Here is a 14453-nt window from a genome sequence, read left to right on the forward strand (position 1 = left end):
TGCTAAATAATTTGGAAGTTAAGCAGCTAAAAAATCAGTTTTATTGACGGGGTTAAAACTTCTGGGAACTCATTATTTTAGCCCTAGGTGCGTATTGTTGACTCAAAGGCTGAATATCTTTTTTATGTAAATATTTCTTTATTTCTGGTAAGTTTTCTGCCCATTCAAGATAACTTTTCAAATTAGTATAATTGTCTTCATAGCCTTTAAAAATATTATTTTCGTCTTTAAGCCTTTTAGGTCTACGTAAGTCAGCTACTTGTGCATCTGGGTGAAGTAGATTCTTATCATGCAAGAAACAAATCAACTTATAAAAAGACAATGAAGTGGGTTTATAATGGCCGCTGTTATTATCGAGAGCAGTGATTTTTCCATGTTCTACTAACCACATTCCCGCACATCGCACTTTTTTTCCAGAAGTCATAGTTGAGTGATGATAGATACCAGACTCATGTATATGTGTATAAAAATGGTTCTTATCTTTTGCATCCCAAATAAATGCAGTTGCACCGAGTGGGCAACCTACTTTAAAGACAAAATCAGCTAATTTATCTGTATTTAATGCAAATATATCTTTGGAATTTAATTTTTTAGCCATTAATTTATAATCACCATCCACACATTCAATATGAACTGATACGTTTTCTGAAGATTCATAATTCACTGGACCCATTTTAGTTTTATAAGAGCCACGCCAATTAGAACTAATATCTCGGGTTGTTGTGCTGATAGGATGCTTTTCCAGCCATAAGAAAAATGGGACCTTAGTCTTGCTCTCAACCCATTGATAAAATGCAATGTTCATCGGATATTCTGCGGTATTACGTTTACTTTTCAAATCATCGAGCATAAATTCGATGGGACGATGAACAGGATCTTGTTTTTCCAATAAAGTGCCACTACTCAAACGAAAAAATTTATGTTTACAATGTTCTTTTTCTTCAGTTTTCAGGGTTTTAAGTAGTAATTTCTTATCTACATATTTAGAATTTGCATGCTTATAATACTCTTTTAATTTCTTTAGGTAATTTATTTTCTTGTTCGCTCTCTGCTGTAACCCATGGATCCATGGATCTATAGATCCTTTAAGACGGGTATCTTTGCGTGGCTTTGTCGAAGTTGACACCAAAAATCCAAATGGATATTTATCCTCAGTTACGTTTTCTTGCTCTTTAGAGATAAATTGATTGCCTAAATAATCTTTATACTCTTGAGCAACCAGTGCTATTTGTGCTAATTTTTTCTGTCGTTTGGGGATATTTTTTAAGTTTACTTTTGAAATATTATGATATTCATCTAATAAATTAGATAATTTGTTAATTAATTCTTTAGCGTTTGGATCATCATGTTGTTTACAATTTTTTAAAATCACAAGCCAATCATCAAGGGCGTAAACATCTTGCCATATAGCCATGGATTAAAACCTTTACTATATTAATCTAATTGTGTACAAAAATAGATTATATCATTCAATTATAATCCATTTTGATTTAAATGTGAGTTTTTATGCCTAAATATAGAAAAATAAATTTAAATGAAGCACTTTTCTTACTACAAAATAATGCACCAGATTTGGTTTCTTTAGACTTGAGCGATCAAGAGATTAGCGAACAATGTTTGTATGAATTAGTTGAGGCAATAAATGCAAATAATTATTTAAAACGAATAAAACTGGATTGCTGCATGATTGATGATGATAAAGTTAAAATCTTATCAAGGCTTGACTCAATTGAAGTGCTTTCGTTACGAGCGAATAAAATCTCAGACAATGGCATGCGCTTATTGGCTGCCATGCCATCACTTAAAAAACTAGATCTAAGTTCTAATAATAATCTTTATGACAAAAGGATTACCGCAAAAGGTTTGAACATTTTTGTTAGGAATTCAACTCTAGAACAACTCACTTTAAGTGATAATGAGCTTGATGATGAATGTGCAAAAACATTAGCACGAAATAATTTACGTAGGCTCATATTAAGTAAGAATCAAATTTCTCATAAAGGAGTAACTTATCTGGCTGCACATAAAAAGCTTAAATTTCTTGATATAAGCACAAACAAAATTGGCGATTCTGGTGCTAGTACTTTAATAAATGAGAATCTAAGAATTAGAGTGTTGATTCTTAATAATAATAAATTAGGTATAAAAGCAATAACTAAAATGAAAACTGAGCAGTTAAAAAAATTAGATCGACTCGACCTCTGTTTAAATCCTTTAGGACACGATGGAATTAAGTTATTACAAGATAAATGGGGATCACAGGATGGATTAAGTACTTTTTTTTGTCAAAAAAGAAATAGAAGTTTCATTACAGGATTATTTAATACGATTCATACGCAATTTTTTCCTGAGAAGGAAAACAAACCAGCACAATCTATTGTACTTAATTCTACTTTATAGTAGTAATAACAGAATTTTGCTTTAAATAAGAACAAGCCCAAATTAGTTTTGGGCTTGTATCACGCACAACAAGATGTTGTTAAAATTAAACCGGTGGGAAGAGATCCTGGAACTTAACACGGGTCTTGAGGTGCAGGGCTTTTTTCCTGTTCTTCGACAAATCAAAAATCTTATAGATTATGATAGGAACAATGAAACTAATCATACCTATGTAAAAAGCAAGCTTATAGGTAGGATCTTTATTCAACACCAGGAAAAATAAAGCAATACACATAAGTATGATTGCGAGGATTCCAGTATAGGGGGAATAAGGAGTCACATAGCGAAGATTCGCTGTAGTATATCCAGCTTGATATAATCGATACCTAAAACGAATTTGTGAGGTGCACAAGGATATCCATGCCAGAGTTCCTGTAAATCCAGATACAAGCAGCAGGGCGATGTAGAGTTGTGTTTGCCCGAAAAAGTACCCCACACCTAAAAGAATCCAGATGGTGATTAAGGTTGCGATAATCGCATTTTGCGGTACTGAATTGTGATTGAATTTGGCAAAAGTATGTGGAGCCATACCATCACGAGCTAAAGCATTCAAAGCTCGAACAGTGCCATAAAATCCCGAGTTAGCACACGATAAAGTAGCGCTGAGGGTCACAAAACTGGTTACAGCTCCGGCCCATTTGAGATTGTAAAAATTTAGGGCATCTGCAAACACAGAGTTAGATAATCCGGCTTTTTGCCAAGGGAAAATTAATACAAGACAAAATACTGGAATGATGTAGATGAAAAGAATTCTTAAGGTTACATTGCGAATTGCGTGTGGAATCATCCGTGCCGGGTTTTCTGATTCTCCAGCAGCAAGACCAATGATTTCAGAGCCTTGATAGTTAACCAGCAAGAGAACCATCGCAGTTAATAAGGACATCGTCCCGTTAGGAAGAAATCCTCCATCACCTAAAATGTACTTGGATCCAATAAATCCATCTGAGTCCGGGCCGTGGATTAGACCTAAGAAAATTAATATAGCTAAGATAACGAAGCCAAATAAAGCCAAAATCTTAATCAAAGCCAGCCAAAATTCGATCTCACCAAAAGTATCTACTTTGGCCAGGTTAATGTATGTTATCAGTAAGCCAAAGCAAACAGCCCATACATATCCATTTACTCCAGTAAACATTTCCATGATGATTCCCCCCGCAACACATTCGGCGGGGATATACGCCACCCAACTGATCCAATAAGACCATCCTACGCCACAGGCAACGGATGGCGATATAAAGTCAGCGGTATATGTGACAAAGGAACCTGAAATAGGAATTGCTACAGCAAGTTCACCCATACAAAGCATGGTGAGAAAAATAATCAAGCCGCCTAGTATGTAAGCTAGAAACACGGCAGGACCGACAAGATTAATTACTTCACCAGTGCCTAAAAAATAGCCTGATCCGATAATTCCCCCCAAGGCTATCAGCTGCACATGGCGGTCTTTCAATCTTCGGCTATAACCACTGTCTTTAATGGGTTTGTCTGTTTCAATCTTACTCTTTTTCACGGGCTGTTTAGTTCTCACAGGTTGTCATAATTTTGGGTGACGCTATGTTATATTCATCTGCAATAATTTAAAACCATTCTCAATTAAAAAATCAGAAATATTTTTTATAAATATTAAATTTTCTTTTTAACTCATATAAAAAATTTTTTAGCAAGATATTATAAATCATTTTTCACCCAATTGAATATTATTTCGCTAAATTAGTGAAAAATATTACAAAGAAAGCCGTACTTTATTGATTTATTAAAGAGATTAACCAGCAAAAGGAATTGTGCTCACTAGTTTTCATGTAAAAAAATGCTTATTTACTAGACTGCAGTACTCCGAGTATTCATAGCAGTTGCATCATCATTTAACTTAAGTATACTTTTCAATACGCCGCTGTAGCTCAGTTGGTAGAGCAGTTGATTCGTAATCAGAAGGTCCGCAGTTCGATTCTGCGCAGCGGCAAAGTAAAATCAATAAGTTATAACAGGTTATACTCTGACTAAGTCTTCTGGGGTACACTTTGGGGTACCTTTTTTCAAGCTATTCATATCACTTAAATTACACAATCTCTTACCAATAATTTGGTTAATGGAATCCTGATTGGGAGTCTAATTTATTCATCCTCGTTTTATACATGATAATTGTGCATTAATGCCTACTCGTTGCGATAGATAAAATATAGACTCAATGATCAACTGGAGATATAGTGTAAAAATTAGATGCTTAATTCAATTGATTCAATGAAATAATGAATCTACAATCCCGGCCCATCCAATAAATGGCTTAATAAGGAGATGTTATGAAAGAGTATTTTTCTAATAGAATCGATACTGAAGAAGACAAGGATGAATACATGCCTTGGTAACCAAAGGAGAGATAAAAATCTCCTTTGATGGATTTACTACTAATATGAAATTAGTTTTTAACAATGATGTTTTTGCAGTAATTGACGACTTCTTAGAGCTCTCAGCTTTTGAGCAAATCTGGAGTTTTATTCAAACTAAAAAATTCAAATTTGTTCATTCTTCTAGATGGATAAATGCTTTTAGTCTCGAGGACGGATCTCCTTTATGGGGAGGTGTGACTATTTCTCATCCTAGGCCTGAACCTTGTACTACAGAACAAATTTATCCTACAAACACCACAATTGATCTGTTTATAAAAGAATTAATTGCAGAATCTTATGAGTTTGGCCATTTAATAGGTTTCAAAGATATAGATTGGGATTTTTTCTATGCTAGACCCTATCTTTATCCCAGAGGTGCAGGCCTTTCTTGGCATACTGATGGTAAATACAAAATTTCAGGTGCTTATGTATATTACTGTCATCCTATTTGGGACATAAATTGGGGCGCTGAATTATTAATTAATCCTACACCTCAACTGGATTTTGATTACTCTGAAGTGACGTTAATCAATAATACGAAGAAAAAAGTAGGATTCCATCTTAACAGTTCTGAGTTGAATAAATATGCTGCAGATGGGATTGGACATTATATTGTACCAAAACCTAATAGGCTTGTTATTTTTAAAAATGATATTTTGCACTGTATAAAAAAAGTAGAACACTCTGCAGGAAATCATGTAAGAGCATCTATAACCGGTTTTTTTATGAGTGATACTAAAATAGCTGAAGCAAGAGAAGCTGAAAAAGAGCATTCAATTTAAAAATTATTTATATGTCCACCAATTGTAGATAACTCCCAATAAGCTTGGAATTTAAAAATGAATTTAGTGAATGATCTTTCACCCACACAGGCACAAGAACAAGTAAATTTTGTTATTTTGATACCCAATACAAATGAAGTTATTTTAGATAATTTTATTCTCAGGAAAGAAGATCTTCCTTATAACGAACAACCAAGTCATTATCAATTTAAAAAATGGTCTGCTTGGTGTTCTGCTCATTTTTCCTCCTATTCCTTTTATGTTAAATATAAAAATGCTCTCTTAAGGTGTAAGCAGTTTTTGTATGACTTTGGACCTTTATCAACATTAGATCATGCTGCTTTATATGATCATTGGGTTTGGGAAATGAAACCTCATGAAGTGAATCAGGAAAACATTTGTTGGATTGGTTATGATTATTCCAAATTGAAAACGTTAAGTTTTTTATCCTATGGGACTAATATTGAACTTCGTTTACTCGAAGGAAAATTGAAGGATGAAGAGTTTTTAGAACTTGCTAAATTTTTTTCTCCTATTCCAACATCAAATTAAGTCTTAAAAAAGAATTTTTTTGAGTTATCTTATTGGTCACGATATAGCAACTGCATGGAAAATGCTTGTATTAATAGAAACGAATATAAACCACCCTCAAGCATATGGAATTTAAGATGGCCAATGCATAATATCCTTAGAGCTGGAAAACCGGATCGCCATATAGAATATTTAAATTTTCTTAACTTGGATTTTATTCCAGATAGTCAAATTATTTATGGCAATAAAAATCAAATAGAAGAAATTCAACTCGTTATGTTCCCTAAGGATGGAAAGAAAAACCAAATTGCATGGTTTCGTGTTTTCAATAAAAATTCTTTTCCAATGAAGAAACCAGCACTTTCTCGATTACCTAATATGAATATATTTAGTGAATTTAGTGGTTTTAATTTAAGTGTTCTAACCTCGAAGAGTGATTTGATTTCGAGTAATATTTACGTTGCCAGTGTTAATAATTCTTATGGACCACATGATGCCCTTTGGTGGGATAATGAAAATGCTTATTTGTTACAGCTTAGCGCTGGAGTTAATACTTCTTTAGGGGATTTTCAAGAGATTTTTATCAATTTGTAAATGAAAAAATCGAACGTTAGCACTTCTAAATACACATTGCTTTTAGCCACTACTCTTTCTGCGGCAGCTTCGAGTCAATAATTAATAATATTGGCTAATCATAATTAATGAAGGGTTAGATGCTCTGCACCCAAGGCTAGTGATAAGGTTCTAATTTGAAGAAAATTCTACAACTCTTTATCTTTATTGGCACACAAATTAAAACTATGAATAAGCTGGACGTTTGCCGAAACGTCCAGAGTAAACACAGGTAGAGTCACGATCCAGTATGCAACTAAGCTTGTGTAGTACTAATGAGTACGTTTAAGTTCTTGCTAGTTTATTTACCCTTCAAGAACTGGAATCTCTGTATCATTTTTAATGATCTGGTTCCCTGAGTTTATCTTCGCCAGACAAATAATGTAACTATCTTGTTTATTGAGGTTAAAACTAACGCGGTATTGACCCTGCGGCACTTTGATTATTTTTTCTGGAATAACAGAAAAGTGATCCGTGATTACTAAAGTTCCGGTTGGTACTTCCAAGGTCAAAATATCTGAATACGCAACTAATGTTTTTTTCTCCTTTTCTGAAAATACAGGGTACTCCAAATTAACCATACGCACTTGAACTTTAAAAGTTCCGTCAGAAGCTGTAGAGAAGCACAATCGTTGTCCCTGGCAGATAATTTGTTTTATTTTCTCATTATTTTGTTCAGTTTCGTTCTTCAAGAATGCTTGATCTGCGATACCAATTGCAGCTGCATCCACATTAATAAAAAAATTTTCTTTTAAAATTATCTTCAAATCTGACAGCTCTATACCTAATAGTTTTAACTTAAGATATGACAATTGGTGAAGTTTTTTATTGAGTTGACTAGGAAATCCAGAAACTTTTTTTGCAGAATTTATAATGGTTGTATATAGTTCAATATCTTCAATAGATACCTCTTCTGATAGGTCGAGTTGGAAGCTTAATGCCTTCAATCGTTTGTACTTTTCTTTTGGATTTAGCTTGTTAATAGCAAGCCACTCAGCCCTAACCTGTTCAGCTTTATTCTCAATACTCAAAGACGTTACCTCGCAGCTGTTAATGAAAAATGAAGGGATAGTATTTATGAATACTACTAAAATTCAGGATACATAATTAATTCTAGCAATAGAGAGTTTCTTTTCAAACTGCTACAAAGCCTGGTGAAGCACCGACCTAACAAGCGTAGCGGATTACGGGGCTCATTAAGTAATGGCAATATCCCTATTAGCGAGCATGAACATCCCCATACTATTTGGAAATTCATTGATAGCAACTATGCTGGGTAATGGAGATTAATTAAAAGTTGTTCCCAAAATCCATTAATGAGCCAAATGTACTTTTGTTGAAAAAATGCCCTAGACTTATGATACATAATCCCATAATCCGCTTCGTTCCTTACGGGATTGCTTGTCATTCCAATGATTGTCACACCCCTAATTGATTTTTGTATTAGTTAATAGGTCCAAGCGAATATGTAATTCTTCGTAGAATTGTTCGTTAATTAATCTTTGTCTTTTAAGATTATTAATCCCGGTTCTTATTTTAGTAAAATTCTTTTGATCGAAATCAATTCGAGCTTTTCTAATAGCTCTCTTGAACTCTTCAATCCATTTCCTTTGCGCAAGATTATTTCTGTTATGAGGCAGTGTAAAAGCTGATTCGCCGTTATAGTAATAAAAGTAAAGTCGGCTTTTGGTTTCGCAAATATAATACAAAACTGAGAAGTATGAAAAAAAAGCGATAATACCAACAATTAGGGGTAGATTTATATTTAAGAGATATTCAGGATAACGAAAAAAGGCGGCAAAAAAACCGATTATAATTAGGAATTCTAGAATTAATAGGCTCCTTGCCAATAAAGACAAAGTTCTTTTAATAACTTTAGTTTTTGTGGAAAAAATGGCCAAAGGGGCAGTTTCTTTAGAATAACCTAGTGGCGTTTTCTTTGCTAATAGAAGCGTATCATTTCCTATGATTTCCAGATTAATGTGATAAAGGTAATATTTTTTTTCGGAATAAATGCTCATAAAATTACTTTGGTAAATTAATAATCTTTTTGTTGAGGTCAATATCATCTTGAGTTTGATAGATAGATGTTTCCAATTGTGTCAATTCTATAGGTGTTAATAATTCATATCGTTGAAGCAAAAATAAAGTATCTTCATTAGAAGGTGCTGCTTCATGAATTCGATTTACTATGGCTTCTAGAAAAGCTTGGTTTTTCTTTTTATTAATGGGGTCGTTCGGAAGAGAAAAAGCAATAATAGTATCGTCATGTAAAAAACTAAATCTAAAAGTGCAACGCTCTTTATACTGACAAAAAAATTTATAGCTTGCGAATATAAAGATAAAAAGATAAACAATAAGCTGTGTAGTTCCAAACATATCAAATCTTGGGCTTTTAGAAAGCCACTGATTACTCCGTACTATTATACCAAATGAAATATATCCCAATAATAAGAGATAAAAAGGTTGCCAGAAACCACCATAAATATAGTGTGGATTAATTTGGTTTAGCGGTATACAAAAATTTTTTTTAGGCTGAGATTGATCGATGCAGCGAATCTCTGTTTTGCTAAGAAGGTAAAGTTGAGTACCAAATTTATACTCCAAACTAAACATATCTGAGGTATTCATAAAGTCTAATTTATTTTTAAATGTTAATAATTGTACATTATAAATATTTAATGTAAATGATAAATACATTTTGGTGAGATTCTGAAAATTCTGCTGCATATGGTTGATCTTGCAGTAACTGGCAATTTTATTAGTGACTTTGAGGCCTATGGCAGTTCCTGGAAATAATAATGAGAGTAGGGTATGGCCGAAAAATGATCGTTTTTTTGTTCCTTGTGGCTTGGAAAATTCTGAAACAACTTTGATAAGAGCCCCTTAACGAGGCTTAGTAAGAAGAAAAAACATAAGTTTGTCCATTAACATCCACTGAACAATAATCACTAATAAATAGATCACGAGCAAAAGACTCATAATCAAAATAACAGATCAAACTATCTGGTAATTGATGGGCATAACACTCATCTAATAACTGCTCGGCAAAATCAACCTCAGAATCATAACAACCGTGGCAATTCTCCAACATAGTTTGTGCCTCATCTATTGAATAGTAACTAAGAAGGGCTAAGCCCAGCTCACCATGTTCTTGGATAAATGAGGCGTATTCCACAATATTGCTTATTGTTTCGTACTCATGGATTTGAATGCTACCGAATCCTTCATAGTCATGTATGGCGTATTCTTCAGCATCTGGTTCAGTGCTGTTATCCAGCATTTCCCAGATCTCTTCCATGATTTTATTTTCGCTTTGTGTAGCATCTATCCAAACACCATGTAGGATGGCGTTATTGTATGATGCTAAACAAGCGACATAAATTGAAGGGGTGTCCATGGGATTATCTCCTAATGTTAAGGGAGCAATCCCAACGGGAGCTTGCTCCCGTTGTAGGGTATGATTAAAACAAAATTACTTCAATTAACAAGCAATTCGTTGAGTATCGAACTGTTTGAGAAAAGAAATCAGGGATTCCAATTTATACAAACTTAACTCAGCCTGCTGAATATCATGGGTGTTGATTTGCAGTCGATGACGGCTTAAATCATTTACACAACAATTCAGCTCAAAGAGTAAATGTTGAATTTCAAGTTGTGCTGGTTCCTGTTGTTGCATGTTAGCTCCTTGAAGTAGGGAGGATTAGCCCCAAAGAGACTGTTCATCCCAATTGGGTTATGCAAAAAAGATCACCGAAACATCGGTTGATTTACCTGGTTATTAATGATGATGTGCTTAAAGCACTCCTCGGGTATAAAACCTTAAAGACATCTCCTGGTAGGGTTTCCCTGCTAAACGCTTTGTCATGGAATTAGGGAACAAGATGGCCTATCACAAGACCTGGTGGTTTCGTCAGAATTGCACTGGCTCTTCAGTTGTGTTGCTTTGAGATTATCAGGCCAGTATTGGAAATCAAGAGCTTTTTTCAGTTGATATTAAACGAACGTAAATGAACTATCCAAGTTCGTGTTTGATTGTTCATTGGCTAGTTCCCGTTTCAACTATGATATGAATAAATAGATATTAATGGACTTTGTATGAGAGTAAAGACAAGGATATGAATAAAGGAAAAATATACTTACTTTCGTAAAAGTTACTATAATAACTTGAGATTTCTCATAAAATAACCTGGAAAACACTATGCCTGAACCTATCCCCTATGTTTATAGGGAAGAGCGCGATCACAATGAGAGGGTTGTGGGTAGTCTGATATCTCAAAATATGGTGAAGGAAACCCTAGATAGCGATCGCCTTCTTTATATTCATCAGCCGCTATCTACAAATGCTCCTCCAGGAATTTTAATACTTATGGATGGCGAACAAGAAATGCGTCCGGGGTTTGCGGCTAAATCTACCCCAGAAATTGTAGATGAGCTGTATGAAAATAAAAAAATATCTCCGCAAGTCTGTGTATATATTCCTGCCCCTCAAGATAGGATAAGAGAGTATGCCTGCAATGAAGAATTCGCAAATTTTTTAAACAACAAACTTGTTCCTCTGCTTCGAAAGCCTCCATTCGGTTGCAGTGATTGCCGAGAACAAACAACAATTGTCGGCACCAGCTTTGGCGGGCTTGCAGCAACACATGCGGCACTTACTTATCCTGAAACCTTTGGTAATGTTCTTTCTCAATCAGGCGCTTTCTGGTGGAATGAGGGGTGGAAAGGATTTGATCATCCAGATAAGTGGACAAGTGCTTCTAAAACAGCTAAACATGAGACAACACAGCAGGCGATGGCGATGAAGTGGTTGAATGAAATTCCTCACAAAGAAGGCTTATCAGTTAATTTTTATTTAAGTGGTGGTGAAATTGAGGAAAATAAAACCCCTAGTTTAAATGGTGAATCATTCCCGGGAGCAACAACATTAAACAATGAGTTGAGTACACGGTTAGCCGATCGCGGACATAATGTGACAACAGCAATCACAAGTGGAGACCATGATTATGGCTCTTGGCAATCTGATAAACCAGTTGCATTGCAAACACTGCTACCTAAACCCGCACTCCAGCAAGCAGCTGATCATGAAAAAGCAAAACAATATAGAGATAATTTAAGAGAAATGAAGAGATCAGATCTAGAAGAAACATCATCTAACGCAGAGACCGAAAAATTTACTCCTTTGCCTACAACACCAAAACCACCATGGGAAAAATAGTGTCATTTTTTGTCAGTTCCCCACGCTATCCTAGTAGCGCTTATCCATGATTAGAATATTATGTGCAGTAGTCAAATAAACATCATATTTGCATTGAGTTAATCAAAAATTACTGTGTATAATTATCTACTAACCGCAATAAATTTTTTTAATACTCAATCTTGAATGTCCTAATTCCTGGCTAATCAATTCCCTTGCAGTTTGATCCCAATACTTTTCAAGGGAACTAAGTTCTTTATTAGTTCTGCCCCCTTGTATTGGACATATAAGTCCTTTGCCAGCTTTGTCATAACATTTTGTAATCTCATGGTATCTTTGCTGAGCATAGGCATGGCGAAGCCCATGGCATTTGCTTAAGCCCATTTTCTCTATGACTTCATGATACTGAGCCAAGTGATTTTTGTAGGTTTTTTCTTTGGGTATAAGCGATTGCTCAGCTGGAACTTGTTTTATAGCTTTGATTAGCCATTGTCGTTGTTTTTCATTAGTGAGTTTAATATCGCGTCCGATTATTTCCCAAAAAGGGAAGCAAAATTTATTTATCGATTTAATGTGTACTGATGCTTTGGATAGCTCTCAAATAGAAGGAGAGCATTTAAACAGAGACAGCGTTCAATCATCTATTAAAAAAGAGCTAGGTTTGTCTACGGAAGCTCCTAGAGCCAGCATGGCAGAACGTGGGATCGCTAAAATGATGGCTAATTTATATCAAACGATTTCTAGCCCACTAACACATCAGGTTTTATTTGATTGGTATCAATTTTTAATGGGTAATAGCCATCATTTGGAACATATTGGCCAATATCGTAAGCATGAAGAAGCTATACAAATTGTTTCTGGGCCTGATTATGATCGAAAAATCCATTGTGAAGCGCCTCCTTCAACATGTGTTCTGGACGAGATGGATCAATTTATTGGTTGGTTTGAGCGGAGTGCTTTCACGGGTTCAGCTCCTTTGCCTAGATTAACCAGATCAGGAATAGCCCATTTATGGTTTGAGAGTATCCATCTTTTTGAAGATGGGAATGGAAGAATAGGGCGGTTTGCTAACATCGCTTTAGCAGCGCAACAAAGCACTTATTTGTATATTGATTTTTATTATTAAGAAATCTGTAATTTTAAGGGAAGCGGAAGGGAAAATTAATTCAAGGCAAGAAAAGATTTTATTAAGATTATTTCAAGCTGGTCCTGATGGATTTATAGGTGGTTTAAGCGCTAAAAATTGTATGAGCATAACAGGTACCACGATCGCTACAACAACCAGAGATCTAACTGACTTGGTTAAAAAAATATTCTCAAACGAAAAGGGAACTTATAGCGACTCGTTATTTTTAAAATCTCGATAAAGCTTAAATAGAGTTTAGTGAATTAGGTACTCCATGTGTATTTGATCTAGGTGTCCAGCAGCGAGTACTGAAATTGAACTTGCTGCAACGTATAATTGGGCCGACATTGTGTGTCAAATGGATATAGTGATTTTAATTTAACTGTCCTAACTGCCATGATGCTCTGGGGTGGGGTAATAAAAATACTTATCAATTTGAGTAAGCGCTGGTGTTGAAAGCACCATAGAATAAAGAGATTTTTAGCCATCTGCAGATGAACTAATCTATGATAAGCATGGCTTTCGGTTTTTTATTGTTTTAAGAAGAATAATTTTTTAAGCAAAGAGTTTAATCAAGCAGCGGCTCAAAATAGAAAGTAAAAATAGTTCGAGTCAAGACTGTTTTTTTATTTTTTATTTGTATAAGATAGCGGTAATTAAATTCCTCTCTGTATCCTTTTCCTGTGGATATCTTTTTTACCAAACTATAAACGATTAATCAGTAAAATATTAAAAACCTTACCCCGTCTGACTTATATTTGTTTTAAATTCTTGAAATTTGATTTAAGTTATACACATTTTCTGTGGATAAGTCTGTTTATAGTCTGTCAAACTCCTTGTAGAACTTAGAAGTTAATCAGGTGATTCATCATTTACCAAGGTGTTTCTTCATCAATGTTCAAGCATAATAAAGCGGTCGTTATTCAGAGGGTTTCGCCATTTTTAGCTCCACAATTTCAGGTTACCTTAATAGTGATGCAATACGAATTTCTCAAATATTATAAAAAACTATTGACATACTATGCAAAATCAGTAGAATTCGCACCTCGCCTCCGGGGCAAGTTCATTAAGAAGAGAGAAGACAAACTGTGTGGGCACTTTGAAGAACCTTTGAGTGCTAAGAAGAAATAAATAAGTAAAGAAGCTGGTTTTAAACTAGCACAGGAATTGAACTGAAGAGTTTGATCCTGGCTCAGATTGAACGCTGGCGGCATGCTTAACACATGCAAGTCGAACGGCAGCATTTTCTAGCTTGCTAGAGAGATGGCGAGTGGCGAACGGGTGAGTAACGCGTAGGAATATGCCTTGAAGTGGGGGACAACTTGGGGAAACTCAAGCTAATACCGCATAATATCTAAGGATGAAAGCTGGGGACCTTCGGG

General features: G+C 34.9%; 11 protein-coding genes, 1 tRNA gene, 1 rRNA gene and 2 pseudogenes. 7 read left to right on the forward strand and 8 right to left on the reverse strand.

Annotation, left to right across the window (positions count from 1 at the left end; genetic code table 11):
* Positions 1 to 52 precede the first annotated feature (52 nt).
* Entirely contained in the window at positions 53 to 1414 is a 1362-nt protein-coding gene (locus tag BW930_RS12990; protein WP_058467782.1) for a hypothetical protein, read from the reverse strand.
* A gap of 92 nt (positions 1415 to 1506) precedes the next feature.
* On the opposite strand from BW930_RS12990, the gene BW930_RS12995 reads away from it, so the two are divergent.
* The gene (locus tag BW930_RS12995; protein WP_058467783.1) at positions 1507 to 2400 is read left to right on the forward strand and encodes a leucine-rich repeat domain-containing protein; all 894 of its coding nucleotides are present in this window, start codon (positions 1507 to 1509) and stop codon (positions 2398 to 2400) included.
* An 85-nt stretch (positions 2401 to 2485) separates the two neighbouring features.
* On the opposite strand, the gene BW930_RS13000 is transcribed toward BW930_RS12995, so the two are convergent.
* A complete protein-coding gene (locus BW930_RS13000) occupies positions 2486 to 3967 on the reverse strand; it encodes an amino acid permease (RefSeq protein ID WP_058467784.1) in 1482 nt (493 codons plus the stop codon).
* Positions 3968 to 4326: 359 nt separating this feature from the next.
* Here BW930_RS13000 and BW930_RS13005 point away from each other — a divergent pair.
* The 3 genes and pseudogenes from BW930_RS13005 to BW930_RS17495 all read left to right on the forward strand — a co-directional run bounded on the left by BW930_RS13005 (position 4327) and on the right by BW930_RS17495 (position 6730).
* Positions 4327 to 4399, forward strand: a tRNA-Thr gene (locus tag BW930_RS13005).
* Between the two features lie 447 nt (positions 4400 to 4846).
* A complete protein-coding gene (locus tag BW930_RS13010) occupies positions 4847 to 5605 on the forward strand; it encodes a 2OG-Fe(II) oxygenase (RefSeq protein ID WP_058467785.1) in 759 nt (252 codons plus the stop codon).
* A gap of 57 nt (positions 5606 to 5662) precedes the next feature.
* A pseudogene (locus tag BW930_RS17495) lies at positions 5663 to 6730 on the forward strand (hypothetical protein).
* Between the two features lie 323 nt (positions 6731 to 7053).
* Here BW930_RS17495 and BW930_RS13020 read toward each other — a convergent pair.
* The 5 genes from BW930_RS13020 to BW930_RS13040 form a co-directional block, all read right to left on the reverse strand.
* Complete coding sequence (locus BW930_RS13020; protein WP_058467786.1) at positions 7054 to 7779, reverse strand: hypothetical protein; 726 nt, start codon at positions 7777 to 7779, stop codon at positions 7054 to 7056.
* Between the two features lie 396 nt (positions 7780 to 8175).
* Positions 8176 to 8769 carry a hypothetical protein gene (locus BW930_RS13025; protein ID WP_131756879.1) on the reverse strand — a complete coding sequence of 198 codons (594 nt, stop codon included), beginning with the start codon at positions 8767 to 8769 and terminating at the stop codon, positions 8176 to 8178.
* A gap of 4 nt (positions 8770 to 8773) precedes the next feature.
* The gene (locus tag BW930_RS13030) at positions 8774 to 9478 is read right to left on the reverse strand and encodes a hypothetical protein (RefSeq protein ID WP_058467788.1); all 705 of its coding nucleotides are present in this window, start codon (positions 9476 to 9478) and stop codon (positions 8774 to 8776) included.
* Between the two features lie 166 nt (positions 9479 to 9644).
* Positions 9645 to 10148, reverse strand: a complete 504-nt coding sequence (locus BW930_RS13035; protein WP_058467789.1) for an antirestriction protein ArdA — start codon at positions 10146 to 10148, stop codon at positions 9645 to 9647.
* An 84-nt stretch (positions 10149 to 10232) separates the two neighbouring features.
* On the reverse strand, positions 10233 to 10427 hold the full coding sequence (locus tag BW930_RS13040; protein ID WP_058467790.1) for a hypothetical protein: 195 nt from the start codon (positions 10425 to 10427) through the stop codon (positions 10233 to 10235).
* Positions 10428 to 10949: 522 nt separating this feature from the next.
* Here BW930_RS13040 and BW930_RS13045 point away from each other — a divergent pair.
* Entirely contained in the window at positions 10950 to 11966 is a 1017-nt protein-coding gene (locus BW930_RS13045) for an alpha/beta hydrolase (protein ID WP_058467791.1), read from the forward strand.
* 129 nt (positions 11967 to 12095) lie between these two features.
* Here BW930_RS13045 and BW930_RS17360 read toward each other — a convergent pair.
* A pseudogene (locus BW930_RS17360) lies at positions 12096 to 12476 on the reverse strand (phage integrase N-terminal domain-containing protein); the annotation flags it as partial.
* A 40-nt stretch (positions 12477 to 12516) separates the two neighbouring features.
* On the opposite strand from BW930_RS17360, the gene BW930_RS13055 reads away from it, so the two are divergent.
* Together BW930_RS13055 and BW930_RS13065 are read left to right on the forward strand one after the other, a co-directional pair.
* Entirely contained in the window at positions 12517 to 13071 is a 555-nt protein-coding gene (locus BW930_RS13055; RefSeq protein WP_349267182.1) for a Fic family protein, read from the forward strand.
* Between the two features lie 1169 nt (positions 13072 to 14240).
* Positions 14241 to 14453, forward strand: a 16S ribosomal RNA gene (locus BW930_RS13065); the annotation flags it as partial.

The sequence above is a fragment of the Fluoribacter gormanii genome, assembly GCF_900156395.1.
GTDB lineage: Bacteria > Pseudomonadota > Gammaproteobacteria > Legionellales > Legionellaceae > Legionella > Legionella gormanii.

What these genes read in the sequence shown, in the direction of transcription:
- BW930_RS13025 (WP_131756879.1), bottom strand. Translation starts at nt 8,769, where the DNA reads ATGAGCATTTATTCCGAAAAAAAATATTACCTTTATCACATTAATCTG.
- BW930_RS13045 (WP_058467791.1), top strand. Translation starts at nt 10,950, where the DNA reads ATGCCTGAACCTATCCCCTATGTTTATAGGGAAGAGCGCGATCACAAT.
- BW930_RS12995 (WP_058467783.1), top strand. Translation starts at nt 1,507, where the DNA reads ATGCCTAAATATAGAAAAATAAATTTAAATGAAGCACTTTTCTTACTA.
- BW930_RS13030 (WP_058467788.1), bottom strand. Translation starts at nt 9,478, where the DNA reads ATGCAGCAGAATTTTCAGAATCTCACCAAAATGTATTTATCATTTACA.
- BW930_RS13010 (WP_058467785.1), top strand. Translation starts at nt 4,847, where the DNA reads ATGAAATTAGTTTTTAACAATGATGTTTTTGCAGTAATTGACGACTTC.
- BW930_RS13055 (WP_349267182.1), top strand. Translation starts at nt 12,517, where the DNA reads ATGTGTACTGATGCTTTGGATAGCTCTCAAATAGAAGGAGAGCATTTA.
- BW930_RS13040 (WP_058467790.1), bottom strand. Translation starts at nt 10,427, where the DNA reads ATGCAACAACAGGAACCAGCACAACTTGAAATTCAACATTTACTCTTT.
- BW930_RS12990 (WP_058467782.1), bottom strand. Translation starts at nt 1,414, where the DNA reads ATGGCTATATGGCAAGATGTTTACGCCCTTGATGATTGGCTTGTGATT.
- BW930_RS13035 (WP_058467789.1), bottom strand. Translation starts at nt 10,148, where the DNA reads ATGGACACCCCTTCAATTTATGTCGCTTGTTTAGCATCATACAATAAC.